General features: G+C 70.9%; 23 protein-coding genes and 1 pseudogene. 8 read left to right on the top strand and 16 right to left on the bottom strand.

The genetic code is table 11. The annotated features are described in order from the left end of the window. Positions 1-66: 66 nt before the first annotated feature. A complete protein-coding gene (locus tag FNH24_RS14175; protein ID WP_217428222.1) occupies positions 67-855 on the top strand; it encodes a thioesterase family protein in 789 nt (262 codons plus the stop codon). Here FNH24_RS14175 and FNH24_RS14170 read toward each other — a convergent pair. Then, the gene (locus FNH24_RS14170) at positions 830-1,375 is read right to left on the bottom strand and encodes an SRPBCC family protein (RefSeq protein ID WP_217428221.1); all 546 of its coding nucleotides are present in this window, start codon (positions 1,373-1,375) and stop codon (positions 830-832) included. The genes FNH24_RS14175 and FNH24_RS14170 overlap by 26 nt on opposite strands. 49 nt (positions 1,376-1,424) lie before the next feature. Between FNH24_RS14170 and FNH24_RS14165 the strand changes: the two genes are divergently transcribed. From FNH24_RS14165 to FNH24_RS14155, 3 genes are all read left to right on the top strand, one after another. Continuing rightward, positions 1,425-2,042, top strand: coding sequence for a TetR/AcrR family transcriptional regulator (locus tag FNH24_RS14165; RefSeq protein ID WP_217428220.1), 618 nt, complete (start codon positions 1,425-1,427; stop codon positions 2,040-2,042). 11 nt (positions 2,043-2,053) lie between these two features. Next, a complete protein-coding gene (locus FNH24_RS14160; protein ID WP_152362841.1) occupies positions 2,054-4,210 on the top strand; it encodes a S9 family peptidase in 2,157 nt (718 codons plus the stop codon). 143 nt (positions 4,211-4,353) lie between these two features. After that, a complete protein-coding gene (locus FNH24_RS14155) occupies positions 4,354-5,307 on the top strand; it encodes a sigma-70 family RNA polymerase sigma factor (RefSeq protein WP_152362840.1) in 954 nt (317 codons plus the stop codon). A gap of 142 nt (positions 5,308-5,449) precedes the next feature. On the opposite strand, the gene FNH24_RS14150 is transcribed toward FNH24_RS14155, so the two are convergent. Further along, entirely contained in the window at positions 5,450-6,310 is an 861-nt protein-coding gene (locus FNH24_RS14150) for an acyl-CoA thioesterase (RefSeq protein WP_152362839.1), read from the bottom strand. A gap of 43 nt (positions 6,311-6,353) precedes the next feature. Further along, positions 6,354-7,781, bottom strand: coding sequence for an MFS transporter (locus FNH24_RS14145; protein ID WP_152362913.1), 1,428 nt, complete (start codon positions 7,779-7,781; stop codon positions 6,354-6,356). 102 nt (positions 7,782-7,883) lie between these two features. On the opposite strand from FNH24_RS14145, the gene FNH24_RS14140 reads away from it, so the two are divergent. Continuing rightward, entirely contained in the window at positions 7,884-8,309 is a 426-nt protein-coding gene (locus FNH24_RS14140) for a winged helix-turn-helix transcriptional regulator (protein ID WP_343031792.1), read from the top strand. A 72-nt stretch (positions 8,310-8,381) separates the two neighbouring features. On the opposite strand, the gene FNH24_RS14135 is transcribed toward FNH24_RS14140, so the two are convergent. The 3 genes from FNH24_RS14135 to FNH24_RS14125 all read right to left on the bottom strand — a co-directional run bounded on the left by FNH24_RS14135 (position 8,382) and on the right by FNH24_RS14125 (position 13,647). After that, a complete protein-coding gene (locus FNH24_RS14135) occupies positions 8,382-9,272 on the bottom strand; it encodes a proteasome assembly chaperone family protein (RefSeq protein WP_152362837.1) in 891 nt (296 codons plus the stop codon). A 35-nt stretch (positions 9,273-9,307) separates the two neighbouring features. Continuing rightward, a complete protein-coding gene (hrpA, locus tag FNH24_RS14130) occupies positions 9,308-13,123 on the bottom strand; it encodes an ATP-dependent RNA helicase HrpA (RefSeq protein WP_152362836.1) in 3,816 nt (1,271 codons plus the stop codon). A 65-nt stretch (positions 13,124-13,188) separates the two neighbouring features. Further along, entirely contained in the window at positions 13,189-13,647 is a 459-nt protein-coding gene (locus tag FNH24_RS14125) for a MarR family winged helix-turn-helix transcriptional regulator (RefSeq protein WP_152362835.1), read from the bottom strand. 72 nt (positions 13,648-13,719) lie between these two features. On the opposite strand from FNH24_RS14125, the gene FNH24_RS14120 reads away from it, so the two are divergent. Then, positions 13,720-14,268, top strand: a complete 549-nt coding sequence (locus tag FNH24_RS14120) for a carboxymuconolactone decarboxylase family protein (RefSeq protein ID WP_152362834.1) — start codon at positions 13,720-13,722, stop codon at positions 14,266-14,268. 7 nt (positions 14,269-14,275) lie between these two features. On the opposite strand, the gene aroQ is transcribed toward FNH24_RS14120, so the two are convergent. Next, a complete protein-coding gene (aroQ, locus tag FNH24_RS14115) occupies positions 14,276-14,884 on the bottom strand; it encodes a gamma subclass chorismate mutase AroQ (RefSeq protein WP_217428218.1) in 609 nt (202 codons plus the stop codon). Between the two features lie 150 nt (positions 14,885-15,034). Here aroQ and FNH24_RS14110 point away from each other — a divergent pair, with 150 nt between their 5' ends. After that, entirely contained in the window at positions 15,035-15,286 is a 252-nt protein-coding gene (locus tag FNH24_RS14110; protein WP_152362833.1) for a hypothetical protein, read from the top strand. Here the strand turns inward: FNH24_RS14110 and FNH24_RS14105 are convergent. The 3 genes from FNH24_RS14105 to icmA all read right to left on the bottom strand — a co-directional run bounded on the left by FNH24_RS14105 (position 15,232) and on the right by icmA (position 18,631). Then, a complete protein-coding gene (locus tag FNH24_RS14105; protein WP_161606131.1) occupies positions 15,232-16,164 on the bottom strand; it encodes an alpha/beta fold hydrolase in 933 nt (310 codons plus the stop codon). The two genes, FNH24_RS14110 and FNH24_RS14105, sit on opposite strands and share 55 nt — an antisense overlap. An 88-nt stretch (positions 16,165-16,252) precedes the next feature. After that, positions 16,253-16,846: a TetR/AcrR family transcriptional regulator gene (locus FNH24_RS14100; protein WP_152362831.1), complete on the bottom strand. Its 594-nt coding sequence runs from the start codon at positions 16,844-16,846 to the stop codon at positions 16,253-16,255. Between the two features lie 81 nt (positions 16,847-16,927). Beyond that, on the bottom strand, positions 16,928-18,631 hold the full coding sequence (gene icmA, locus FNH24_RS14095) for a coenzyme B12-dependent isobutyryl-CoA mutase large subunit (RefSeq protein ID WP_152362830.1): 1,704 nt from the start codon (positions 18,629-18,631) through the stop codon (positions 16,928-16,930). Between the two features lie 128 nt (positions 18,632-18,759). On the opposite strand from icmA, the gene FNH24_RS14090 reads away from it, so the two are divergent. Next, on the top strand, positions 18,760-20,127 hold the full coding sequence (locus FNH24_RS14090) for an acylneuraminate cytidylyltransferase (RefSeq protein WP_246186891.1): 1,368 nt from the start codon (positions 18,760-18,762) through the stop codon (positions 20,125-20,127). A 52-nt stretch (positions 20,128-20,179) separates the two neighbouring features. Here FNH24_RS14090 and FNH24_RS32580 read toward each other — a convergent pair. From FNH24_RS32580 to FNH24_RS14070, 6 genes and pseudogenes are all read right to left on the bottom strand, one after another. Beyond that, positions 20,180-21,187 (bottom strand): annotated as a pseudogene (locus FNH24_RS32580) (DUF6716 putative glycosyltransferase); the annotation flags it as partial. Between the two features lie 15 nt (positions 21,188-21,202). Further along, positions 21,203-21,853: a MarR family winged helix-turn-helix transcriptional regulator gene (locus FNH24_RS32235; protein WP_246186890.1), complete on the bottom strand. Its 651-nt coding sequence runs from the start codon at positions 21,851-21,853 to the stop codon at positions 21,203-21,205. Continuing rightward, positions 21,850-22,392: a PH domain-containing protein gene (locus tag FNH24_RS14080; RefSeq protein WP_152362829.1), complete on the bottom strand. Its 543-nt coding sequence runs from the start codon at positions 22,390-22,392 to the stop codon at positions 21,850-21,852. Before FNH24_RS14080 ends, FNH24_RS32235 begins: the two co-directional genes overlap by 4 nt. A gap of 4 nt (positions 22,393-22,396) precedes the next feature. Continuing rightward, positions 22,397-22,561, bottom strand: a complete 165-nt coding sequence (locus FNH24_RS31715; RefSeq protein WP_170304501.1) for a hypothetical protein — start codon at positions 22,559-22,561, stop codon at positions 22,397-22,399. Between the two features lie 160 nt (positions 22,562-22,721). Beyond that, complete coding sequence (gene meaB / locus FNH24_RS14075; RefSeq protein WP_152362828.1) at positions 22,722-23,675, bottom strand: methylmalonyl Co-A mutase-associated GTPase MeaB; 954 nt, start codon at positions 23,673-23,675, stop codon at positions 22,722-22,724. After that, positions 23,672-24,868 (bottom strand): acetyl-CoA C-acyltransferase, encoded by a 1,197-nt coding sequence (locus FNH24_RS14070; RefSeq protein ID WP_152362827.1) that lies wholly within the window; start codon positions 24,866-24,868, stop codon positions 23,672-23,674. The genes meaB and FNH24_RS14070 overlap by 4 nt, the downstream gene beginning before the upstream one ends. Positions 24,869-24,904 lie beyond the last annotated feature (36 nt).

Here is a 24,904-nt window from a genome sequence, read left to right as displayed (position 1 = left end):
CAATCGTCACCCACCCGGGCGCCGATGTCAGCCCTGCCACGCTCCTTGGCCCTACGGTGGGCAACTGTGACGAACGCCTATTACCTCGACCTCGGCGACGGCCGCTACCGGCCGACCGGGCACACCCAGGGCGCCTGGCGTGACGACGAGCAGCACATGGCCCCGGTGTCCGGGCTGCTGGCGCACGTGATCGAGACGCACGCGCCGCGGCCGGACCTGCAGCTGTGCCGGCTGACGTACGAGATCCTCGGGGTGATCGGCGCCGCGGAGTTCCAGACCGAGGTCCGGGTGATCAGGCCCGGCCGCACCATCGAGCTGGTCGAGGCGACGCTGACCGTCGGCGGCCGGACCGCGGTCCGGGCGACCGCGTGGCGACTGGCCGTCTCCGACACCGCCGACGTCGCCGGCGGCGAGCCCGACCCGCTGCCCGGCCCGGACGGGATCCCGGAGTGGGACGCGGCGACGCGGTGGAACGGCGGGTTCATCGACGGCCTGGAGTTCCGGGTGCTGCCCGGTTCCGAGCCCGGTCGGGCCCGGGCCTGGCTGCACACCGGCACCGCCCTGGTCGACGGCGTCGAGGTCTCTCAGCTGGCCGGGTTCATCGGGCTGCTGGACACCGCCAACGGCATCGCCGGCCGGCTGCCGCCGACGGAGTGGCTGTATCCGAACACCGACCTCAGCATCCATCTGTTCCGGACGCCGCGGTTCACCGCCGGCGACGGCTGGGTCGGCTTCGACGCGCAGGCGGTGACCGGCGCGACCGGGATCGGCCTCACCACCGCCACCGTGTACGACCTCGACGGCCCGGTCGGCCGGACCGAGCAGATCCTCACCGTGCGGCGACTGGCCCGCTGACTCCGAGGGCCGCGGCGTACTCCGCGCCACGACGCCGCTCGGCGCCCTCGGTGAGCCGCCACAGCCGGACCCACGCCGACCAGCGGGCCGGCCGCTCGACCCGACCGGTGGCGGCCAGCTCGGCCCGGTCCAGCAGGTCCTCGAGGACCGCGTCGTGCAGCGCCTCGACGCAGAGCGGGAACAGGATCCGCATCAGCCCGCGCGGCTCGGCCAGCACGACGTGCCGGATCCGGCAGCGGTCGGCGCCGAGGGGCTCGACGGTGAACTCGTGCCAGCCGTCGAACCCGACGCCGGGCCGGAACTCGAACCGGACCCGCTGCCCCGGCTGGTGCTCGATCACCCGGTAGCGGACCGATCCGTGACCGCCGTCGGCGCCGACCTGCAGCGGCCGGTCCAAGATCATCGGCGCCCATTCCGGCCCCGGCCAGAGCCGATCGTCCGGCCCGCCCAGCCGATCCAGCAGCGCCCCCACCTCGGTGGCTGAGGCGTTGATCGTGCGTTCGTGCACATTGCTGGCCATGTTCTCTCCGTACGGTTGCGTATGTTTGTCCATACGGTAGCGTACGGACGTGACCGAACGGAAGTCGCGGACCGCGACGGAGAGCAAGCCCCGGCTGACCGCCGACGACTGGGCCGAGGCCGCGCTGGAGGTGATGGCCGCGGGCGGGCTGGACGCCGTTGCCGTCGAGCCGCTGGCCCAGCGGCTGGGCACGACCAAGGGCAGCTTCTACTGGCACTTCGCCAACCGGAAGGCGCTGCTGGTCGCCGCGCTGGAGGCGTGGGAGCGGCTGCACACGGCCGCCGTGATCACCGCGGTCGAGGCCGAGGCCGAGCCGGCCCAGCGGCTGCGCCGGCTGTTCCGGCTGGTGCTACTGGACAGCCGGGAGGACCGGATCGAGATCGCCCTGCTGGCCTCGGCCCGGGATCCGCTGGTCGCGCCGGTGATGCAGCGGGTGACCCGGGCCCGGGTCGGCTACGTGGCCGAGCAGTACCGGGCCCTGGGTTGCCCGGACGAGGAGGCGGAGCAACGCGCGCTGCTGGCGGTCGGCGTCTATCTGGGCCATCTGCAGCTGGAGCACGCGGCCCCCGGGATCCTGCCGGCCGAGGAGGGCGCCTGGCAGCGCCACCTGGCGCGGGTCGAGACCGCCCTCGGGCTCGACCGCACGAGTGGCGGTGGCGAACAGTAGGGTCGGCGGTTATGACCGACCAGCTCGCCCGCGCCGCCACCGCCCCCGTCGCCGCCCCTCGCCCGATCATCCGTTCGCATCACGGCGACGACTTCGCCGATCCGTACGAATGGCTGCGGGACAAGGAGAATCCCGAGGTGATCTCCTACCTCGAGGCGGAGAACGAATACACCGAATCGCGGACCGAGCACCTGGCCGAGCTGCGCGAGGCGATCTTCACCGACATCAAGTCGCGGACCAAGGAGACCGACCTCAGCGTCCCGTCGCTGCGCCGGCACACCGACGGCACCGGGCAGGTCTCGGGCTACTGGTACTACACCCGCACCGTCGAGGGCTCCGAGTACGCGATCCACTGCCGGGTCGCGGCCGTCGATCCGGCCACCCCGCCGGACCCGGAGCGGCCGATCGACGGCGAGCAGGTGCTGCTGGACGGCAACCTCGAAGCGGGCGACGCCGAGTTCTTCTCGGTCGGCGCCTTCTCGGTCTCCCCCGACGGCACGCTGCTGGCGTACTCCACCGACCTCAGCGGTGACGAGCGGTTCACGATCAAGATCAAGAATCTGACCACCGGCGAGTTGCTGGCCGACCAGATCGAGGACACGGTCTACGGCGTCCGCTGGGCCGGCGCGGAGCATCTCTTCTACACCAAGGCCGATGCGGCCTGGCGGCCGTACCTGGTCCGCCGGCACCGGCTCGGCACCGACCCGGCCGCCGACGTCGACGTGTTCAGCGAGCCGGACGAGAAGTACTGGGTGGGGGTCGAGTCCAGCCGGGACGACCGGTGGATCCTGATCGGCGTCGGCAGCAAGCTGACCACCGAATACCTGATCCTCGACGCCACCACTCCGGAGGCCACACCGCGCTCGCTCGCGCCGCGGCGGCAGGGCGTGGAATACAACGTCGAGGTCGCCGGCGACCGGCTGCTGATCCTGCACAACGACCCCGAGCGCGACGGCGGCGCCGACTTCGCCCTGGCCGAGGCCCCGCTGGACGCGACCGAGCCGGGCCAGTGGCGGACGGTGCTGGCGCACGAGCCGGGCGTCCGGCTGACCGACGTGTCGGCCTATGCCGGCCACGTCGTGCTCGGGCTGCGCCGGGACGGGCTGACCGGGCTGCGGCTGCTCCCCCGCGACGACTCCGGCGCGCTCGGCGCCGGCTCCGACATCGAGCTGGACGAGCCGCTCTACACCATCGACCACGTGCCCGGCCGCGATTACGACACGGCCACCGTGCGCTACACGTTCACCTCGCTGGTCACCCCGGACTCGGTGGTCGACCTCGACGTCGCCAGCGGCGAGCGGACGCTGCGGAAGCGGGTCGAGGTGCTGGACCACCCCGAGCACGGCCGCTACCGGTCCGAGGACTACGTCCAGGTCCGCGAATGGGCGACCGCCGCGGACGGCACCGAGATCCCGATCTCGATCGTGCACAGGGCCGGGCTGGAGCTGGACGGCTCGGCCCCGGCGCTGATCTACGGCTACGGCTCGTACGAGATCTCGATCGACCCGTCGTTCCGGGTCTCCCAGCTGTCCCTGCTGGAGCGCGGCTTCGTCTACGCGATCGCCCACGTCCGCGGCGGCGGCGAGCTCGGCCGGGCCTGGTACGAGAACGGCAAGGAGCTGACCAAGAAGAACACCTTCACCGATTTCGTCGCCTGCGCCGAACACCTGATCAGCCGCGGCTACACCAGCCCGGAGCGGCTCGCCGCCCGCGGTGGCAGCGCCGGTGGCCTGCTGATGGGCGCGGTGGCCAACCTCGCGCCGCGGACGTTCCGGGCCATCCACGCCGCGGTCCCGTTCGTCGACGCGCTGACCACGATCCTCGATCCGGAACTGCCGCTGACCGTGACCGAGTGGGAGGAGTGGGGCGACCCGCTGCACGACCCCGAGGTCTACGCCTACATGCGCTCCTACAGTCCGTACGAGAACGTCAGCGCCCAGGCCTACCCGGCGATCCTGGCCACCACCAGCCTGAACGACACCCGGGTCTTCTACGTCGAGCCGGCCAAATGGGTCGCGGCACTGCGCCGGGTGGCCGGCAACGCCGCCGACCGGCCGATCCTGCTGAAGACGGAGATGACCGCCGGCCACGGCGGGGTCAGCGGCCGCTACAACTCCTGGCGCGAGCTGGCTTTCGAATACGCCTGGCTGATCGATCAGGTCTCGTAAGAATTACTGCGGTATCGGGGTTTCACCGGTACCGGTCTCAGGGGATCTTCAGGGCTCCCGAGGAATCCTTTCGCCCCTCCATGGCGTTGAGTCCTGTGTACGGCTGTAAGTGACGCCGGCCCGGACTTAAGAAAGGGGCCACTGTGGTAGCTCAAGCAAACCGATCCCGTGTTTCCGAAGGCATCGATGGCAAGGACGCGGTCGGACTGTATCTGGATGGAATCGCCAAGACCCCGCTGTTGACCGCCGAAGAGGAGGTGCAGCTGGCGAAGTCCATCGAGCTCGGTCTCTACGCCGAGCGGATCCTTTCCGGCGACGTGACCGACTCCGAACGCGGCAAGAAGCGCGCCAAGGCCTCGACCGAGGAGCTGGAATTCCTCGTCGAGGAAGGACGACGCGCCCTGCAGCGCTTCATCACCGCCAACCTCCGGCTGGTGGTTTCGGTGGCCCGCAAGTACGGCCGATCCCAGATGCCGCTGCTTGACCTGGTCCAGGAGGGCAACACCGGCCTGATCCGCGCGGTGGAGAAGTTCGACTACACCAAGGGCTTCAAGTTCTCCACCTACGGCACCTGGTGGGTGCGGCAGTCGATCAGCCGCGGCATCGCCCAGCAGGGCCGGATCGTCCGCCTCCCGGTGCACGTCGCCGAACAGGTCAACCAGGTCGGCGCGGTGCGCCGCACGCTGGAGCGCCGGCTCGGCCGGGATCCGGAGATCGTGGAGATCGCCGACGAGATGGGCATCGACCCGGACCGGGTGGTCGACCTGATGCGGTACGGCCGCGAGCACGTCAGCCTCGACGCCCCGGTCGAAGAGGGCGGCGACACCGCTCTCGGTGACCTGATCGCCCGCGAGCCGATGCCCGGCCCGGACGAGGTCTATCTGGATGCCGAGGAGCATGCCCGGCTGGAGGCGCTGCTCGACCAGCTGGACGATCGCTCCGCCGACGTGGTCCGTCGTCGTTACGGTCTGCTCGACGGCCGCCAGGCCAAGCTCGCCGACATCGGCGCGGTCTGGGGCATCACCGCCGAACGGGTCCGCCAGATCGAACGGCACGCGATCGCCAAGCTGCGCGGAAAGTCCGTGCTAGCCGCCTGACCTGCTCTCCCTGCCCCACGAGCGAACGGCCCCCGACCGCCAGGTCGGGGGCCGTTCGCCGTTATCCACACCCCACTCCACCAAGTTGTCAGAACTGAGAAGCCCTATAGCGCAACTGGGTTCTGACAAGTCGGCGGAAAGGTCAGCGGGCGGGGCGGATGAGGCCTTCCTGGGCCACGTTGGCGACCAGTTGGCCGTCCTGGAACAGGCGGCCGGTGGAGAGACCACGGGCGTTCGACGCCGAGGGTGAGATCTGGTCGTAGAGCAGCCATTGGTCGGCCCGCAGGGCGCGCAGGAACCACATCGCGTGGTCGAGCGAGGCCGCCTGCACCTGCGGCCCGCCGATGAAGACGTCGTGCGGCACGGTCGCGGCGGCCAGCAGGGTCAGATCGCTGGCGTACGCGAGCGCGGCCTGATGGATCCGCGGATCGTCCGGCAGCCGGCCGTCGACCCGGACCCAGACCCGGGCCCGCGCCGGGTGCCGCGGATCGGACAGCGCCCCGCCCGGCCGGGAGTCGCCGGCAAACCGGACGTCCAGGGCGCCGTATTCACGCTGCCAGATCGCCGGCTCCCGCCCGGTCAGCCCGGCCAGGATGTCGACGTAGCGCGGGCAGTCGTCCGGAGCGGGTACGTCCTCCGGCGTCGGGTCCTGATGGTCGAAGCCGTCCTCGGTGATCTGGTACGACGCCGAGAGGTAGAAGATCGTCTTCCCACCCTGCCGGGCGACCACCCGGCGGGAGGAGAAGGAGCGACCGTCCCGGACCTGCTCGACGTCGTACACGATCGGGATGTCGGTCCGCCCCGGTACCAGGAAGTAGCCGTGCATCGAGTGCAGCGTCCGCGTGGCCTCGACCGTCCGGGCCGCCGCACTCAACGCCTGGGCCAGCACCTGACCGCCGAACGCGCGCTGCATCAGGGTGTCCGGCTGCCGGGCCCGATACAGCCCGATCTCGATCTCCTCGAGCTCCAGCAGCTCGACCAACTCACCTATCGACTTCGGCACCCCTGCACCCTAATTCCGCCGACCCGTCACTAATGCACGCGGTTCAGCGGCGTGTCGGTGCAGAACTGACGTCTCGGCGAAACAGGCCGGTGGCGATCACGGCGGCTGCGACCAGCACCCCGGCGACCGGGAAGACCAAAGCGGCGCGATAGCCGGCCAGCTGGGCCGCCGGTTCGGTCGGATGGATCCCGGCGACGGCGATGCTGATCATGGTCGCGGCCGCGACACCGAGAGCGGCGCCGAACTGGAACGACGTGTTCACCAGTCCGCCGGCCAACCCCTGCTCCCGTTCGGCGACGTCATCGGTGGCCAGGATCGTCAGCGGCCCGTACGCGAACGAGAACGAGACCGCCAGCAGCAGCAACGCCGGGATCATGGTGCCGTAGCTGCGGTCGAACTCCAGCGGCAGCAGCAACCCGTAGCCGACCGCGCCGAGCAACAGGCCGGTGATGATCACCGGCGGATGACCGAACCGGGCCACCAGCCGCGGCGTCACGAGCGGCGCGATCAGTGCGTCCAGGCCGAGCACAACCAGGGCCAGCCCGGTCTGCAGCGGCGACCAGTCCCGCAGTTCCTGCAGGTAGAGCACGAAGACGAACTGGAACGCGGTGAACGAGGCCAGCATCAGCAACGCCGCCACGTTGGACCGCAGCACCGTCGCCGATCGCAGGATGCCGAATCTGATCAAGGGGGCCCGGGTCCGGCGTTCGATGATCACGAAGGCGACCCCGAGCGCCGCGGCCAGGCCGAAGGTGAGCAGGCTGGTGGCGGCGTCGACCTCGTGGATCCGGACCAGGCCGAAGATCACGATCACCATGGTGCCGGTCAGCGTCGCGGCGCCGGGCAGGTCGAAGGTGCGCAGCCCGGCGCCGGCCGGGCCGGCGTCCTGCCGCGGGATCGCCCGCACGGCGACGACGAGCAGCAGGGCGGTCATGATCACCGGCGCGAAGAAGACCCAGCGCCAGTGCACGGCGGTGAGCACTCCGCCGACCACCATGCCCAGCGAGAAGCCCGCGGCCGCCATTCCCGCGTAGACCAGCAGGGCCTGGTTGCGCCGCGGCCCCTGCTCGAAGGTCGTGGTGATGATCGACAACCCGGCCGGCGTCATGAACGCCGCGGCGACCCCGGTGACGAACCGGGCCAGGATCAGCATCCAGCCCTCGGTGGCGATGCCGCCCAGGCCGGAGAAGATCAGGAACACCGTCGTCCAGAGCAGAAACATCCGCCGCCGGCCGAACAGGTCCGCGGCCCGGCCGCCGAGCAGCACGAAGCCGGCGTAGCCGACGACGAAGGCACTGACCACCCACTGCAGAGCGGAGGTGGACAGGCCGAGGTCGGCCCTGATCGAGGGCAGGGCGACGCCCATCATCGACAGGTCCAGGCCCTCGAGGAAGATCGATCCGGACAGGACGAGGACGACGGCCCGGCCGGCGCCGGTGGCCGGAGCCGCCGTCCGGGTCGGGGGTGACATGGTCAAAGCAGACTCCTGGGAGGGTGGTGTCAGAACGGGTCGGTTACCTCTTGTTACCGACCCAACGATCCGTCACTATTGGGACTTGTGGAAGTAGGCACTGTGAAGTCACCGAGTGACGCCGGAGATACCGAGGAGTGCGGCGACCCGTTCCAGTGGGACACCCGGGAGGACTGCGACGTCCGGCAGATCCTCGATCGGATCGCCGACAAGTGGTCGCTGCTGGTGATCGCGCTGCTGGACGGCCGGACGCTGCGGTTCACCGAACTGAAGCGCACCATCGACGGCGTCAGCCAGCGGATGCTGACGGTCACCCTGCGCCAGCTGGAGCGCGACGGGTTGGTCAAGCGGACCGTGCATCCGGTGGTGCCACCCCGGGTGGACTACGAGCTGACCCCGCTCGGGATGTCGCTGCACGACACCATCCAGGCCCTGGTCACCTGGACCGAGACCCATCAGAGCGAGGTGGCCGCGGCCCGGACCTCCTATGACGCGCGGGCGGACTCCGAGCTCACCAACGCGCCCTGAGACGGCCCGATCGACCCGTCACAACTGCTGCGACACGCCGCCAAAACGGCCGCGGATGTGACGGGTCGGCGGTTATTCGGAGTTCTTGTCCCGCTCGGCGAGGAAGCGCTCGAACTCGGCGGCGATCTCGTCCGCGGTCGGCACCTGGTCGATGCCCTGGGCGGTGAGGGTGTCGTACTGCTGTTCGAGGTTGGCGACCAGTTCCTGCACCTCGGTCGAGCCGGCGACCTCCTCGGCGATGTCGGTCATCGTCGATGCCGAAGCCGTCTCCAGCTCCTCGGTCGGCACGGCGAGCCCGGTCACCTGGTTCACCGACCGGGCCAGCGCGACCGCGGCGCCGGGGAAGGCGGACTGGGCCAGGTAGTGCGGCACGTGGGCGGCGAAGCCCATCGCCTTCTTGTCCCGCTGCCCCAGCCGGAACTCGAGCAGCCCGGTGAAACTGGCCGGCACCTCGACCCGGTCGATCCAACTGCGGTAGCCGGTGACCAGTTCCGGGTCGGTGGCGTGGGCGGTCATCGTGATCGGCCGGGTGTGCGGCACCGCCATCGGGATGCCGTGCAGAGACACCGTGAGCCGGACGTCGAACTGGTCGATCAGTCCGACCACGGCCGCGGCCAGCCGTTCCCACTGCACGTCCGGCTCCGGGCCGGACAGCAGCAGGAAGACCTCACCCTGCTCGTCGATCACCCGATACAGCTTCAGCTCCACGTCGGCGTACGACTTCCAGGTGTTGGTGTCGAACACCATCGCCGGCCGCCGGCTCCGGTAGTCGTGCAGTTGATCATGATCGAACTCGGCCAGCAGCTCATGATCGAGTTGCTCCAGCAGGTGGGCCGAATAGAGCCGGCCGGCCTGGCCGGCGTCGACGAAACCGTCCAGTTGATGGATCAGCACCGGCCGGTGCCCGGCGAGCTTGGCCACCACGTCATCGGTGAGGGTGTACAGCTCCCGTGGATCCATCATGCGGCCCAATCTACCCGTGGGCCGCCCGTCGCCGATCAGCCGCTCACCGGCTGTCGCAACGCGTCGCCCGCGCGCTCGATCGCGCGCTGAATCCGCTTCGCCGACACCGTGCCGGCGGTGCCCAACCGCTGGGCGAACAGGCTGACCCGGAGCTCCTCCAGCTGCCAGCCGATCTCGGCGATCTCCTCCGGCAGCGGGCCCGGCGGCGCGGCGGCGCAGAGCGCGGCGTAGGCGTCCTCGCAGTCCAGGATGGTCGCCAGCCCGGCAACATCTCGGCCCGGGTTCGCGAGCACGCCCTCGATCCGCAGACCGGCCGCCCGCAGGTAGCGCGGCAGTTGCACCAGGTGCCGGTACGGGGTCGCGGCCAGGAACCCGGCGAAGATCAGGTTCTGCAGCTGCTCGGTCAGGTCGTCCGCGGCGGCCGGGCTGACCCGCCGGACCCGGTCCAGCCCGGCCCTGGCCTGCTGCCAGAGCCGGATGCTCTCCGCCGCGCCGGCGACCACGTCCCGGGTCAGCTCCGCGGTGTCGACCCGGACCAGGTCGCACAGGGTCTGGAAGGCGGCCGGCGTCCGGGTGTCGGCGCCGTTCAGGCGATCGATCAGCTCCCCCACCGCGGCCAGCCGGGCATCGACCAACAGGTCCGGCACCCCGGCGTACGGGCCGGCGCCGAGGGCCAGCTTGTCGGCGTTGGACAGCTGGCCGACCACCCAGCGGGTCTGGTCGGGGAGGTTCAGCAGCACCAGCCGGCGCAGCCCGGACCGGTGGCTGTGCCGTTGCCGCAGCGGCGTGTCCAACACGGTCACCGCCACGGCGTCGCCGGCGTCGGCCAGGGCCGGATAGCCGACCGCGCCGGAGCCGCCGACCTGCAGCCGGGTCGGGATGTCGCCGAAGGCCCAGGTCGTCGCCGGCGGGCTGAGCTGGTCCGCCGCCGCCTGGCGCAGGGTCTTGGTCACCTGGCCGACCAGGCGATCCCGCAGCTCGGCCAGCTCCTTCCCCTCGGCCACGGTACGGTCACCGTCGATGATCAGGAACGTCACCTCGACGTGACCGGGCACCGGGCCGGTGCGCCAGTCGCCGGGCTTGATCAACTCGCCGGTCAGGCCGCGAATGGCCCGCGCCAGCGCGTCGGTCAAGGAGCCGGTGCGCTCGTCGGGATGGACGTCGAGCCAGGCCAGCGCCCGGTCGGCGTACTCCCGGGCCGGCACCAGGGTGCGCCGTACCGCCTTCGGCAGTGACCGGAGCAGCTCGGTCGCCAGCTCGGCCCGGACGCCGGGCACCTGCCAGCTGAACGGGGCCGGGTCGGCCTGGTTCAGCAGCGCCAGCGGGATCTCGACCGTCACCCCGTCCCGGTCCGCACCGGGCTCGAAGCGATAGCGGACGGCGAATTCATGATCACCCACCGGCCAGACGTCCGGGAACGCGTCCGGATCGGTGCCGCGGTCGTCCATGATCAGATCCGTCAGGGTGAGCGTCAGCAGCTCCGGGGTCTCGGACTGGGCGTCGCGCCACCAGCGGTCGAAGTGCGCGCCGGAGACGACCTCGGCCGGGATCCGCGCGTCGTAGAAGTCGAAGATCACCTGGTCGTCGACGACGATGTCGCGGCGCCGGGTCCGCTCCTCCAGTTCCTCGGCCTCGCCCCGGGTCGCCGCGTTGTCGGCGAAGAACCGGTGCCGGGTCCGCCAGTCCCCCTCGACCAGCGCCGACCGGATGAAGATCTCCCGCGCCTCGATCGGATTGATCTTGCCGTAGCCGACCGGCCGGCCGGCGATGATCGGGATCCCGTACAGGCTGACGGTCTCGGCCGCGACCACCGAGCCGGCCCGGGCCGACCAGTGCGGCTCGGCGTAGCTCCGTTTGAGCAGGTGCTCGCCGACCTCCTCGACCAGCTCGGCGGTGATCGGCGCGACGGTCCGGGCCCAGAGCCGGGTGGTCTCGACGATCTCGGCCGCCATCACCAGCGGCGGCTGGACCTTGGCCACGCTGGAGCCGGGGTTGATGGCGAACCGGGTGCCGCGGGCGCCGAGATACTCCCGCGGTCCGCGCTGTCGGCGCGCTCGGCCGCGCTCGGGCTGGCCCCGGGACGGCTTGACGTCCGGCTCGGCCAGGCCGACGTGGGACAGCAGCCCGGACAGCACCGCGGTGTGGATCGTGTCGACCGAGGCAGGGCCGGAGCTGCGACCGAGGTCGAGATCGCGGACGATCTGGCGCAGCTGGCCGTGCAGGTCCTGCCATTCCCGGATCCGCAGGAAGTGCAGATACTCGTCCCGGCAGAGCCGCCGGAACGCGTTGCCGGACAGCTCTTTCTGCCGGTCCTTGAGGTAGTCCCAGAGCCGCAGGTACGCCACGAAGTCGCTGCCGTCCGGCTGGTTCTCGGCGTCCTCGGCCGCTGTCTCCAGCGGGGCCCAGAACCGGCGGTGCAGCGCGGCCGCCTTCTCCTGCGCGTCGGCCGGCCGTTCCCGCGGATCCTGGATCGACAGCCCAGCGACGATGATCAACATCTCGGTCAGGCAGCCGTACCGTTCGCCGGCCAGCAGCATCCGGCCCATCCGCGGGTCCAGCGGCACCGCGGCCAGCCGGCGGCCGATCTTGGTCAGCCGCGGCCGGTCCTGGGATCCCTTGCCGGACAGGGCTCCCAGCTCGTCCAGCAGCCGGATCCCGTCGGTGATCTGGGCCGCGTCCGGCGGTTCGACGAAGGGGAAGGAGCGGATCTCGCCGAGGTCGGCCGCGGTCAGCTGCAAGATCACCGAGGCCAGGTTGGTGCGCAGGATCTCGGGCTCGGTGAACTCCGGCCGGCCGAGGTAGTCCTCCTCCTCGTACAGCCGGATGCAGATGCCGGGCGCGACCCGGCCGCAGCGGCCGGCCCGCTGATCGGCCGAGGCGCGGGAGATCGGCTCGATCGGCAGCCGCTGCACCTTGGTCCGGGCCGAATAGCGCGAGATCCGGGCCAGGCCGGTGTCGATCACGTACCGGATCCCGGGCACGGTCAGCGACGTCTCCGCCACGTTGGTGGCGAGCACGATCCGGCGGCCGGTGTGGGAAGAGAAGACCTTGTGCTGTTCGGCTGCCGACAGCCTGGCGTACAAGGGCAGCACCTCGGTGAACCGCAGCCCGAGCCCGTTGATCGACTCGGCCGCGTCGCGGATCTCCCGCTCGCCGGAGAAGAAGATCAAGATGTCGCCGCTGCCCTCGGCGGACAGTTCCTTGACCGCGGTGGCGACGGCCGACGACTGGTCGACATCGGGGTCCTCCAGCAGCGGCCGGTAGCGGACCTCGACCGGATAGGTGCGGCCGGACACCTCGACGATCGGCGCCGGATTTCCTTGTCCGTCAGCGAAGTGGGCGGCGAACCGCTCGGTGTCGATGGTCGCCGAGGTGATGATCACCTTCAGCTCCGGCCGCTTCGGCAGCAGCGTCTTCAGGTAGCCGAGCAGGAAGTCGATGTTGAGGCTGCGCTCGTGCGCCTCGTCGATGATGATCGTGTCGTACTTGCGCAGTTGGCGATCATGGGCGATCTCGGCCAGCAGCACGCCGTCGGTCATCACCTTGATCCGGGTGTCCCTGGATGCCTTGCGGGTGAACCGGACCTGGTAGCCGACCAGTTCGCCGAGCTCGACCTGAAGCTCTTCGGCGATCCGTTCCGCGACCGTACGGGCGGCGATCCGGCGCGGCTGGGTGTGCCCGATCTGCCGACGGCCGAGCCGCAGGCAGATCTTCGGCAACTGGGTCGTCTTGCCCGATCCGGTCTCCCCCGCGACGACCACGACCTGGTGATCGCGGACGGCGGCGGCGATCTCGTCGACCCGGTCGCTGATCGGGAGTTCCGGCGGGAACTCGATCCGCGGGTCGCACATTCCGGCCATCCTAATGTTCCCGGTCCGGGCCGACGAACCGGTTTTCGCGCTGGCCCGGGCCGGGGTCAGTCCGCCGCCATCCAGCCCACGGCGTCGACGCGGAGCCCGGACGGGACGACCACCCGCAGCGCCGACTCCAGTGCGGCCACCCGGTCCTCGCCCAGCGACTCGGCCCACTCCGCCCGCAACTCGTCGAAGATCACCGCCGAGCGGCGCAGCAGGTCGAGGCCGAGCGGGGTGAGCCGGACGACCTTGGCCCGGGCGTCGGATTCATCGGCCGCCCGTTCGACGTACCCGAGGCCCGCCAGCCGGTCCACCGTCTTGCCGGCGGCCTGCTTGGACACTCCGAGCCGCCGCCCCAGCTCCGACGCGGTCACCCCACCGGTCCCGATCGCCTGCAGGGCGAACCCGTGGGACGGCCGCGCCTCCGGATGTCCCTGCCGGGCCAGCTCCTCGTGCAACCGGTCGATCAGCGTGCGGAAGCCGCCGAACAGCAGCAGCGGCAGCTCGTAGCCGGGGTTCATGGTCCTCATTGTCAAACTAGACAACTTGATTTACGGTTTGGTCAATCACGTTGTCTATCTTAGGGGATCCGCATGTTCGCCGATCACACGACCGAAACCGCACCCGAAGCCGCCCGTCGCAGCATGGCCGCGACCGAGAAACATCTCGGCTACCTGCCGGCCGCGGTGGCCCGGTTCGCCACCGCCCCCCAACTCCTGAACGGATTCCTCCAGCTCAGCGGGATGTTCGAGGCCACCAGCCTGGATCCGCTGGCGCGCGAAACCTTGATCATGACGATGGCGACCCGCAACCGCTGCCACCTCTGCGTGGCCATGCACACGGCCAAGCTGGTCCAGCTCGGCGCGGACCCGGCCCTGGTCACCGCCCTGCGCACCGACGAGCCGCTGCCGGACGGCCGGCTGGCCGCCCTGCGGGAGTTCACGATCACCGTGCTGGAGACCGCGGGCGACGTGCCGGACGAAGCCCTGGACGCCTTCGTGGCCGCCGGCTTCACCGCGCAGCAGGCACTCGAAGTGGTGCTCGGGATCGGGGCCTACACGATGTCCACGCTGGCGAACCGGCTGACCAAAGCGCCGGTCGACGACTCCCTGGCCGCGCACGCCTGGACGCCGGCCGGGTGATCGGCGATCAGCCGCAGACGGAGTCCACCGAGCGGGCCAGGGCCCGAGCGTGCAGGGCATCCAGGTCGCGCTCGTGGCTGACCCGCAGGTCGGCCAGCAGCAGGCCGACGCCGCAGAGCAGGGAACCGCGTTCGGCCTCGGCGCGGGCGATCGAGGAGACGATGCCGACGTTGAGCCGGTTGATCTCCTCCCGGATCACGTTCAGGTCCGGCCGTTCGGTCGGTGCCCGGTCCGGATGGGCGTCCCAGTAGCGGAACAGGCCGCGCTGGACCACCTTGCTGGCCTCGATCTGATCCTTGAAGATCGCCACCACCTCCGCCGGGTCGGCACCGTATTCACGGGCCAGGTCGGCGGCCGCGTCGAGCACCACCTGCTCCCGCGCCGGATCGTCGATCGGCTTGTCCGTGCCGTACTTCGAGGCGGCGACCAGATCGCCGACCAGCACCCGCTGCGCGGACAGATCGACGATCGCCCGCAGGCCCGTCGCGATCTTGGTCGCTGACTCGGTACGGGCCGGCGGCTCGGTCGGCTGGGCCTGGGCGGGGGCCGCGGTGACCAGCGACGCGGCGAGCACGGTGGCCGCCGCCACCCCCGCCGCGGTAAGGCGTCGAAGCACGATTTCCTCCTGCAGCTGAGATTCGGATCGCCCGCCATGCTTCCACGCGGCTGCCCCGACCCCGCGACGCGTTGGCGAGTATTCGCCAGTGCACCAACCCGCGAAGGGTCAGCCAGCTCGGAGCCGGCACTTCGGTCGTACGATCACTGCATGGGCAGCGCCGGCCGCTGGATCGCGGGGGCGCTGCTGGCCGAGGTCATGACGGTCGGCCTGCTGGCGGCCGGATCCGTCGGACAGTGCAACGACCCGCCGGCGGGCGGGATCGCAACGGCCGCCTGCACCGGCCGGACCAAACCGGCGGCCGCCTACGACGTCGCGGTCGTCCTGCTCGGGCTCGCGATCCTCACCTACTGCATTGTCCGGGCCGTGCGCTCGAGTCGCGACGACCGCCCCGACCCTTGATCATCCCGCGACTCCGGGCCGGCGAGGTCCGGACGCAGGAAGCCGACGGCGGCCGCGACGACCGCGGGATCGCGCAGGATCCGGTGATGCCCCAGGCCTTCGGTGCCGATCAGTTCCGTGGCCGGCCACTGCTCGGCAAACCGGCGACCCTCGACGAAGGGGGTCTCCCGGTCGTCGCGGTCGTGAATGATCAAGGTCGGCGGCCGCGGCACCCAGGCCGGCACGGTCAGCCCGTTCAGATCGGTCAGCGGCCGGCCGGCCAGCCGGTGCAGCTGGACCAGGAACGAGACCGCGGAACGCCGTCCGAGCCCGAGCTGCTGCCGGAACCGGTCGACGACCAGCATCGGATCGGAGTTCGGCGCGATCAGCACCAGCCGGTCGGCCGAGAGGCCGTCACGCAGCGCGAGCACGGTGGTGGCACTGCCGAGGGAGTGGGCGATGATTCCCGCCGCCGGGCCGTGCTCCGCGATCACCGCCCGGAGCGCCTCGGCGAACTCGATCGCGCTGGCCTGGTTCCGCCCCAGCTGCCCCGGGCCGGACCCCCCGTGGGCCGGCGCGTCGAAGCCGATCACCCGGAAGCCGGCCGCCAGCAGCGGCTCGACGAAGGCCCCCAGTTGCCCGCGCCAGCCGCCCCACCCGTGCACCAGATAGATCGTCGGGGCGGCCTCGGCTCCGTCGGGCGAGCCGGGCGGCGACCAGGTCTCGACCCGGATCCGGTGTCCCGGCGTCGGAGTCACCTCGGACTCCACGCCGGGCCCCGGGCGGTTGTCCTGCTTCCGGCCGGCGTCACTCGGCGGTGTGCACCAGAGCCGCAACGCGAAGCGACCCGCGGCCCGGGGCGCCACCCGTTCCCCCAACCGCAGTGCCTTCCGGATCACCCGAAGCCGGGCCGGGTCCTTTATTCGTACGATCGTGCTTTTTTCTGGTGATGCTGCGGTCATGGTCCTGACTCACTTCCTGGATTGGTTACGCCGGCGGCGCGGCGTCGGCGAGTAGACGTTCGAAGGCGTGGTCGGCGCGCGGCCGGGCGGCCGGATCGGCGAGCAGTTGGGCACCGAGGTAGAGGGCGAGCATGATGCCGTACAGGTCGGTGGCGATCTGCTCGGGATCGACCCCGGATCCGAAATGCCCCTCGGCGATCGCGGTCCGGGCGATCTGGGCGATGGTGTCCTGGAGGTCGCGGTGCGCCTGCACCAGCTCGTCCCGGACGATCCCTTCCTGCTGGTCGAACTCGTTGGCCGCCTTGACGAACAGGCAGCACCCGGGCCGGCCCTCGCTGCCCCACGTCGACCAGTGCTCGAACAGGACGCGGAGCCGTGGGATCCCCCGTGGTGAGGTCAGTGCCGGCCGGACCACGGTCGCGATGAAGTCGGTCCGAGCCTCGTCCAGCACGGCCAACTGCAGCGCTTCCTTGGACCGGAAGTGCGCATACAGGCCGCTCTTCGACAGCCCGGTGATCGTCGCCAGGCTGCCGATGGTCAGCCCACCGAGACCGATCCGGTACGCGGTCTCCACGCCGCGCCGAAGGATCAGTCGACGAGTCTCATCACCCTTCGCCATGGCCATAATCTAGCACGGTCGTGCTATCCGGCAACTGGCGAACCTGGCTGGCCCTTCGACAGGCTCAGGGAACGATGCCGATCAGAAGCGGGCGGGCTCGGAGTAGCTGCCCCAGACCTCGCGCAGCACGCCGCAGATCTCGCCCAGGGTGGCCTCGGCACGGGCGGCGGCGAGCATGGGCTCGATCAGGTTGCCGGTGCCGGCGGCCTGTCGCTTCAGCTCGGCCAGGGTCTCGGTCACCCGGGCGGCGTCGCGGGCGGCGCGGCGTTGGGCCAGCACCAGCCGCTGCTGTTCCTCCACCTCGTGGCCGACGCGGAGCACGTCCACGGCACCGGTCACGGATTCGAGGTGGCTGTTCACACCGACGATCTTCTTGTCCCCCTTCTCCACCGCGGACTGGTACTGGAACGACGACTCGGCGATCTCGCCGGTGAACCAGCCGTCCTCGATGCCCCGCAGCAGCCCGGCGGTGACGGCGCCGATCGGGTGATCCTTGGGCCCGCGGCCGAGCTCGATGATCCGCTCGAAGATCTGCTCGGCCTCGGCCTCCATCCGGTCGGTCAGCGCCTCGACGTACCAGGAGCCGCCGAGCGGGTCGACCACGTTGGTGACCCCGATCTCCTCGGCCAGCACCTGCTGGGTCCGCAGCGCGATCTCGGCCGACTGCTCGGTCGGCAGCGCCAGCGTCTCGTCCAGCGCGTTGGTGTGCAGCGAGTTGGTCCCGCCGAGCACCGCGGCCAGCGCCTCGACGGCGGTCCGGACCACGTTGTTGTACGGCTGCTGCGCAGTCAGCGACACCCCGGCGGTCTGGGTGTGGAACCGCAGCCACTGGGCCTTGGCCGTCGTCGCGCCGTAGCGGTCGCGCAGCCAGCGGGCCCAGATCCGGCGGGCGGCGCGGAACTTCGCGATCTCCTCGAAGAAGTCCAGGTGGGCGTCGAAGAAGAAGCTCAGGCCCGGCGCGAACAGGTCGATGTCGAGACCGCGGGACAGCCCGAGCTCGACGTAGCCGAAGCCGTCGGCCAGCGTGAACGCCAGCTCCTGCACGGCCGTCGAGCCGGCCTCCCGGATGTGGTAGCCGGACACGCTGAGCGGCTTGTACGCCGGCATCCCGGCCGAGGTGTATTCGAGCAGATCGCCGATCAGCCGCAGATGTGGCTCCGGCGAGAACAGCCACTCCTTCTGCGCGATGTACTCCTTGAAGATGTCGGTCTGCAGCGTGCCGTCCAGCACCGCCGGGTCGACCCCCTGCCGCTCCGCGGCGACCACATACATGCAGAAGATCGGCACGGCCGGCCCGGAGATCGTCATCGACGTCGTCACCGCACCGAGGTCGATCCCGTCGAACAGCACCTCGAGGTCGGCGGCGGAGTCGATCGCCACGCCGCAGTGGCCGACCTCGCCGAGACTCTCCGGCTCGTCGGAGTCGCGGCCCATCAGGGTCGGCATGTCGAAGGCCACACTCAGCCCGCCGCCGCCCCGGGCCAAGATCATCTTGTACCGCTCGTTGGTCTGCCGGGCCGTGCCGAAACCGGCGAACTGACGGATCGTCCACGGCCGGCCGCGATAGCCGGTCGGATACAGCCCGCGGGTGTACGGGAACTCCCCCGGCCAGCCGATCCGGTCCAGCCGGTCGTCGCCGGCCTCGTCCTCGGGCCCGTACACCGGATCGACCTCGGCCCCGGACAGGGTGCTGAAGTCGGCGTCGCGCACCCGGCCGGCGCGCTCGGCCTCGGCGTAGGCCTCCCGCCAACGCTGGTATCCGGGACGCTGCTCCGCTGTGCTCATGATCGGATACTAGGACGCCCTACTAAATTCCACCACCGACCCGGCCGGTCGCTCCGCCACCCACCGTTCGTACGACAGCCACTCGGAGTTAACCGTCGCGACGGTTAACTCTCCTAGCGTCCCGGCACGTGGCCGACACCTCGATGATCGAGAACCCGGAATCCGCGACGCCGCGAGTCGTCGCGATCATCCCCGCCCGTGGCGGTTCCAAGGGGGTGCCGGGCAAGAACCTGCGCCGCGTCGGCGGCGTTCCGCTGGTCGCCCGCGCGGTCACCGCCTGCCGGCGGTCCCGGTTGATCGACGCCGTCTTCGTCAGCACCGACGACCCGGAGATCGCCGAGATCAGCCGGGCGGCCGGGGCCCAGGTGATCGAGCGGCCGCCGACCATCGCCGGCGACCTGGCCAGCTCGGAGTCGGCGCTGCTGCACGCGATCGAGGAGCTCTCGGCCACGGGCCACGCGCCCGAGGTGCTGGTCTTCGTCCAGTGCACCAGCCCGTTCATCCAGCCCGAGGACCTCGACGACGGCGTCTCGCTGGTGCTGGACGACGTCTGCGACAGCGCGTTCTCCGGCGTCGCCACCTACGACTTCATCTGGCGCGACGGCGAGCCGGCGGGGCGGCCCGGCGGCGGCGCGATGGTCGGCCAGAACCACGACGCCGCGGTCCGGCCGCGGCGCCAGGACCGGCGCCCGGACTTCCGGGAGACCGGCGCGTTCTACATCATGCGGGTGTCCGGCTTCCGCGCCCACCAGCACCGCTTCTTCGGCCGCACCCAGGTGGTCGAGGTGCCGGAGCTGACCGCGATGGAGATCGACACCCCGCAGGAGTTGATCATGGCCGAGTCGCTGGCCAGTCTGGTCGATCCGCCGACCACGGAGCTGGTCGGCGTGCGGGCGTTGATCACCGACTTCGACGGCGTCCACACCGCTGACACCGCCTACGTCGACCAGGACGGCCACGAGACCGTCCGGGTCAGCCGCAGCGACGGCTACGGAGTGGCCGAATTGCGCCGGATCGGCCTACCGTTCCTGATCTTGTCCAAGGAGCGCAATCCGGTGGTCGCGGCGCGGGCGGCCAAGCTCGGCGTGGAACACCTGCAGGGCATCGACGACAAGATCGGCGCTCTGACGACCTGGCTGGCCGAGCACGGCATCGACAGCCGCGACGTCGTCTATCTCGGCAACGACGTCAACGATCTAGGTCCGATGTCCCTGGTCGGCTGGCCGGCCGCGGTCGCCGACGCGCACCCACAGGTCCGGGCGGCGGCGAGGGTGATCTTGAACCGCTCCGGCGGCAACGGAGCGGTTCGCGAGCTGTGCGACCGGATCCTGGCCGGCCGGGCGATGCACGACCTCATCAACGACGAACTGATCAGCGGCGACGGTGCCGGACGCGGGCCAGCCGGCGCACCCGGCGGATCACCGGCCAGGTCCGGGCAGGCAGTTCCAGCCGGAGCCGCCGCTTCAGCCGGGACGAACGGGAACCGACCGGCATAGACACCGACTGGGCCAGGCCGTGCAGTTCGCGGATGGCCAGCAGGTCGTCCAGCCGGTCCAGCCAGTCGGACTCGGCCTCGGGATGGAAGTAGTTCTCCATCAGCCATTCCTTGTTCGGCGTCCGGAAGTCGCCCCGCACCAGGTCGTCCAGCGTGCCCAGGCAACCCGACTCGGCGTAGACGATGTTGATCATGGCGTGGTTGACGCCGAAGTCGTTCAAGATCAACACCCCGACCCCGGCGGCCATCGCCTCCAGCGCCGCCGTCGAGGAGACGGTGACCAGCCCGCCGGCCTGCTCCAGCGCGGCCCGCATCGACCCCTGGTTGAACTTCACCCGGCCCTTCGCCAGCTGGCCGGACTTGACCAACTGCTTCCACAAGGTCGGATACGGGAACTGTTCGTTGTGGGTCTGCTGCTCGCCGGCGGCCGCCCGGAGCTTGACCACCGGGCGGACCTCGCCCGGCACCTCGGCCAGCGCCCGCAGGATCCGCCGCCGCTGCTCCGCCTTCTGCGGCACGATCGCCTGCCCGGCGAAGATCACCGGGCCCTCGGCCGCCGCCTCGTCGACGGGCTCGGCCGACGGCTCGGCGTCGACCAGGAACGGCAGCCGGGTCAGCGCCACCCGGAGGCCGGGGGCCATGGTCTGCGCCAGCACGCTGAACTCGCGCCGCTCCCGCCGGGAGTGCACGATCATCAGGTCGCAGCCGGCCCGGTAGCGCACCGCCCGGGCGCTCGGCGGGATGCTGATCCCCGGCAGCCCGGTGATCAACACCGGGCGGCGGCGGGATTCCGACAGGCTGCGCTGCGCCGACAGCTGACCGACGGTCGGCCCGGTGCAGCCGAGCAGCAACGCGTCGGGGTGCTCGTAGGCGATCTTGGCGATCAGCTCCCGGCGGGACATCACCGCGACCGGCTGATCGGTCACCGTCGAGATCTGCTTGGCCGACGGCTGGGCCGGATTACGAACGACGACCGTCTCGCAGATCCAGCCGGCCGGCATCCGGCTGGTCGTGGCGTGCGTCCATTTCAGGTACGAATCGGAGTCGGCAACCGCAATCATCCGCGGCATGGCGCCTCAGAAATCTCCGGCCGCCGCGCGCGGCGACGTCAGCAGCTCGGTCAGTTGGTCACACTCGGACTCCGACATCGCGCCGAGGGCGAACCGCGCCCCGACGATCGCGTCGGTGGCCCGCTGCAGCACGTCCCGACCCGCCGGGGTGATCGCGGCCAGCACGGCCCGGCCGTCCTCCGGATGCCGGTTCCGGGTGATGAAGCCCGAGTTCTCCAGCCGCTTCACCAGCGGCGTGACGGAAGTGGCGTGCACCTGCAGCCGCTCGCCGATCTTGCCCAGCGGCAACGCGCCGCGCCGGGAGAAGGCCAACAGCACCAGCACCTCGTACCGGGCGAAGGTCAGGTTCAGCGGTCGCAGCAACTCGTCCAACTCGGTCAGCACCAACTGGTGCACCCGCATCAACGACGTGACGGCGCGCATCCGGTGCGTCTCGTCCCAACGCCGCGACCACTGATCGGCCGCGGCCTTGATCGGATCGAAGGGCAGCCGGTGCCGGTCCCCGCGGTCGCCGTCCGGGACCGGTGCGGCGACCAACCGGGGCCGCCCGGCGAGCTCGGGGTGCGCCGGCCCGCTCGGACTGTGGGCCCCGGGATCCTCGTCCGCGCCGGCCCGGCGATCATCGCCGGCCGGAGCGGCCTTCGGAGCCTGGGTCACGTCTCGTCCTCCGTGCTCGTCTGCATGCTGGCCCGCAGACCGGACCGCTGGATCACGGTTTGGATCGTAGCGTCCCGCTCGTCCGGACGTCCCACCCACCGGATGTCCCGCAGTCCCTGGTCCTGGGCCGCCGACTCGAAGACGAGATGTCCGTAGCCGAAGATCCGGCCGATCACCGGTTTCTCCACCGTGATGTCCAGGATTCGGGCCATCGGCATGGTGGCCCGGTTCTGCGTGAACACACCGTGCACCCGGAACACCCGCATCGTGGTGATCACGAACCGGTCCATGTGGGCACAGAGGATCCGCCAGCCCGCCTGGACCGCGATCACCAGCGCCACGATCATCAGTAAGGCACCGACCATCGGCCCGGTGAAGATGGAGATGCAGGCCAGGATGACGGCGATCAGCACCCGCACCACCGGAAAGGCCACCGCCATCCAGTGCCGCCGAACTTCGTCGACGATCTGCTCCCCGTCGGCAACCAGCAGGTATCGCTCGACGTGCGGGTCGATCAGCCGACTGAGGGCTCCGAACACTAAGTCACCCGGCGAGTGCGCTGAAGAACGTGAAGAAGGAGTTCACCGCGTTGGCCACGGCATCGATCCCGCCCCGCACCGCCGAGGCCGCATCGTTCGGCCGGCCGATCAGGTAGAACGCGACGAACGCGACGACCATGACCAGCAGAATTCGCTTGATCCACTTCATACAGACCAACACCTTTGCGTCGACGCGGGGTCCCACTCATTTCAGGACATGGTCCCCACCCATTGTTACCTCAGTCGCCCCGAAACGCAGCCCTGCCGCGCCGACTTTCCTGCCGCCGAGACCGCCTCGGACACGCCTGCCTGGCCGCACCCAGCGTCGGTCACTTCCGCGCAGCCAACAGTTTATCCGCCGCAGCGTACGGGTCCAGTCTTCCGTCTCGTACGCTAGCCGCCAGTTCCGACAATCGGTCCGATCCGTCATCGCCCGGCCGGCCCAACCGGCCCCGCAAAGTCGCCAGGGCCAGGGCCGACACCTCGGCCGCGGCCCGCCGCAACCGATGCCCGGACCAACGGCCGGTGCGCTCCGCCTCGGCCCGGAACCGGTCCAGCTCACCGAGCAACTCCGCGGTTCCCGCACCCGAGGTCGCGACAGTCCGCACGATCGGCGGCTTCCAGTCGTCCGGTCCGGGCTCGGCCAAGGCGATCATCGACCGCAACTCCCGGGTGACCGCCTGAGCGCCGTCCCGATCGGCCTTGTTGACCACGAAGATGTCGCCGATCTCCAGCACGCCGGCCTTGGCCGCCTGCACTCCGTCGCCCATCCCCGGTGCCAGCAGGACCAGGCAGACATCGGCGATCTCGGCCACCTCGACCTCGGACTGGCCGACCCCGACCGTCTCGACCAGCACGGTGTCGTAGCCCGCGGCGTCGTAGGCCCGCAGCGCCTGCGGGGCCGCGGCCGAGAGCCCGCCGAGGTGACCGCGGCTGGCCATCGACCGGATGAACACGTCCGGGTCGAGCGCATGGCGTTGCATCCGGACCCGGTCGCCGAGCAGCGCGCCGCCGGAGAACGGCGACGACGGGTCAACGGCCAGCACGCCGACCCGGTCACCGCGGTCCCGCAGTGCGCCGATCAGCTCGGTGGTGACCGACGACTTGCCGACCCCGGGCGGCCCGGTCAGCCCGATCACGTACGCGTGCCCGGTGGCCGGGGCCAACGCCGCGGCCAGCCGCGGCAGCTCCGGATCGCCGTCCTCGACGGCCGACAAGATCCGCGCCAGCAACCGCCGGTCGCCGCTCCGCAGCCGCTCCAGGATGGTCCCCGGATCGATCACCCGGGGACCGTGAGCAGCAGGGCGTCGCCCTGGCCGCCGCCACCGCAGAGTCCGGCGGCGCCGGTGCCGCCGCCGCGGCGGGCCAGCTCCAGCATCAGATGCAGCACCAGCCGGGCGCCGGAGGCACCGATCGGATGGCCCAGCGCGATCGCACCGCCGTTGACGTTGAGCCGCTCCTCGATCCGGGAGTCGGTCAGCCCGAGGTCGCGGGCGCTGGCCACGGCGACCGCGGCGAAGGCCTCGTTGATCTCCATCAGATCCAGCGTGGCCGGGTCGATGCCCTGCCGGTCGCAGGCGCGGCGGATCGCGTTCGCCGGCTGCAGTTGTAAGGAGGAGTCGGGCCCGGCCACCTGCCCGTACGCGCCGATCTCGGCCAGCACCCGCCAGCCGTGCTGTCGGGCCAGCTCGGCATCGGCGACGACCACCGCGGCGGCACCGTCGGAGATCTGGCTCGAACTGCCGGCGGTGATCGTCCCGTCGGCCCCGAAGGCCGGCGGCAACGCGGCCAGGGACTCCGCCGTCACGCCCTCGCGGATCCCCTCGTCGGCCGCGATCAGGGCCGGCGCGCCACGGCGCTGCGGCACCTCGAACGGGGCGATCTCCTCGGCCAGCACGCCGGACTTCGTCGCGGTCAGCGCCCGCTGATGGGACCGCGCCGCGAACGCGTCCTGATCGGCCCGGCTGACCAGGGCCGAGCCCGTGTTGCAGGACTCGGTCAGCGCACCCATGGCCTGGTCGGTGAACGCGTCCCACAGCCCGTCGTGCGCCATGTGGTCGAGCAGGGTCGCGGAGCCGTACTTCACGCCGGTCCGCGACGTCGGCAGCAGGTGCGGGGCACGAGACATCGACTCCATGCCACCGGCGACCACCACCTTGCTCTCGCCGGATCTGATCATCAGGTCGGCCAACGCGATCGCGTTCAGCCCGGACAGGCAGACCTTGTTGACGGTCAGGGCCGGCACGTCCATCGCGATGCCGCCGGCGACGGCCGCCTGCCGGGCCCCGATCTGGCCGACCCCGGCCTGCAGCACCTGGCCGAAGATCACCGAGTCGACGAGGGCCGGCTCGACGCCGGCCCGCCGCAGCGCGGCGGCGATCGCGTGCCCGCCGAGTGCCGTCGCGGGCTGATCCCGCAGTCCGCCGAGCAGGCGCCCGATCGGTGTACGTGCCCCGCCAACGATCACCGAACCCACGACCGGCCTCCCGCCCGACTCCGCTGTAGCCCCAAG

Origin of the sequence: Microlunatus speluncae, assembly GCF_009299835.1 — a bacterium.
In the GTDB taxonomy this organism is placed as follows: Bacteria; Actinomycetota; Actinomycetes; order Propionibacteriales; family Propionibacteriaceae; genus Microlunatus; species Microlunatus speluncae.
Note: the sequence above shows the minus strand (reverse complement) of the source record. Positions and strands in the feature narration are given on the sequence as shown.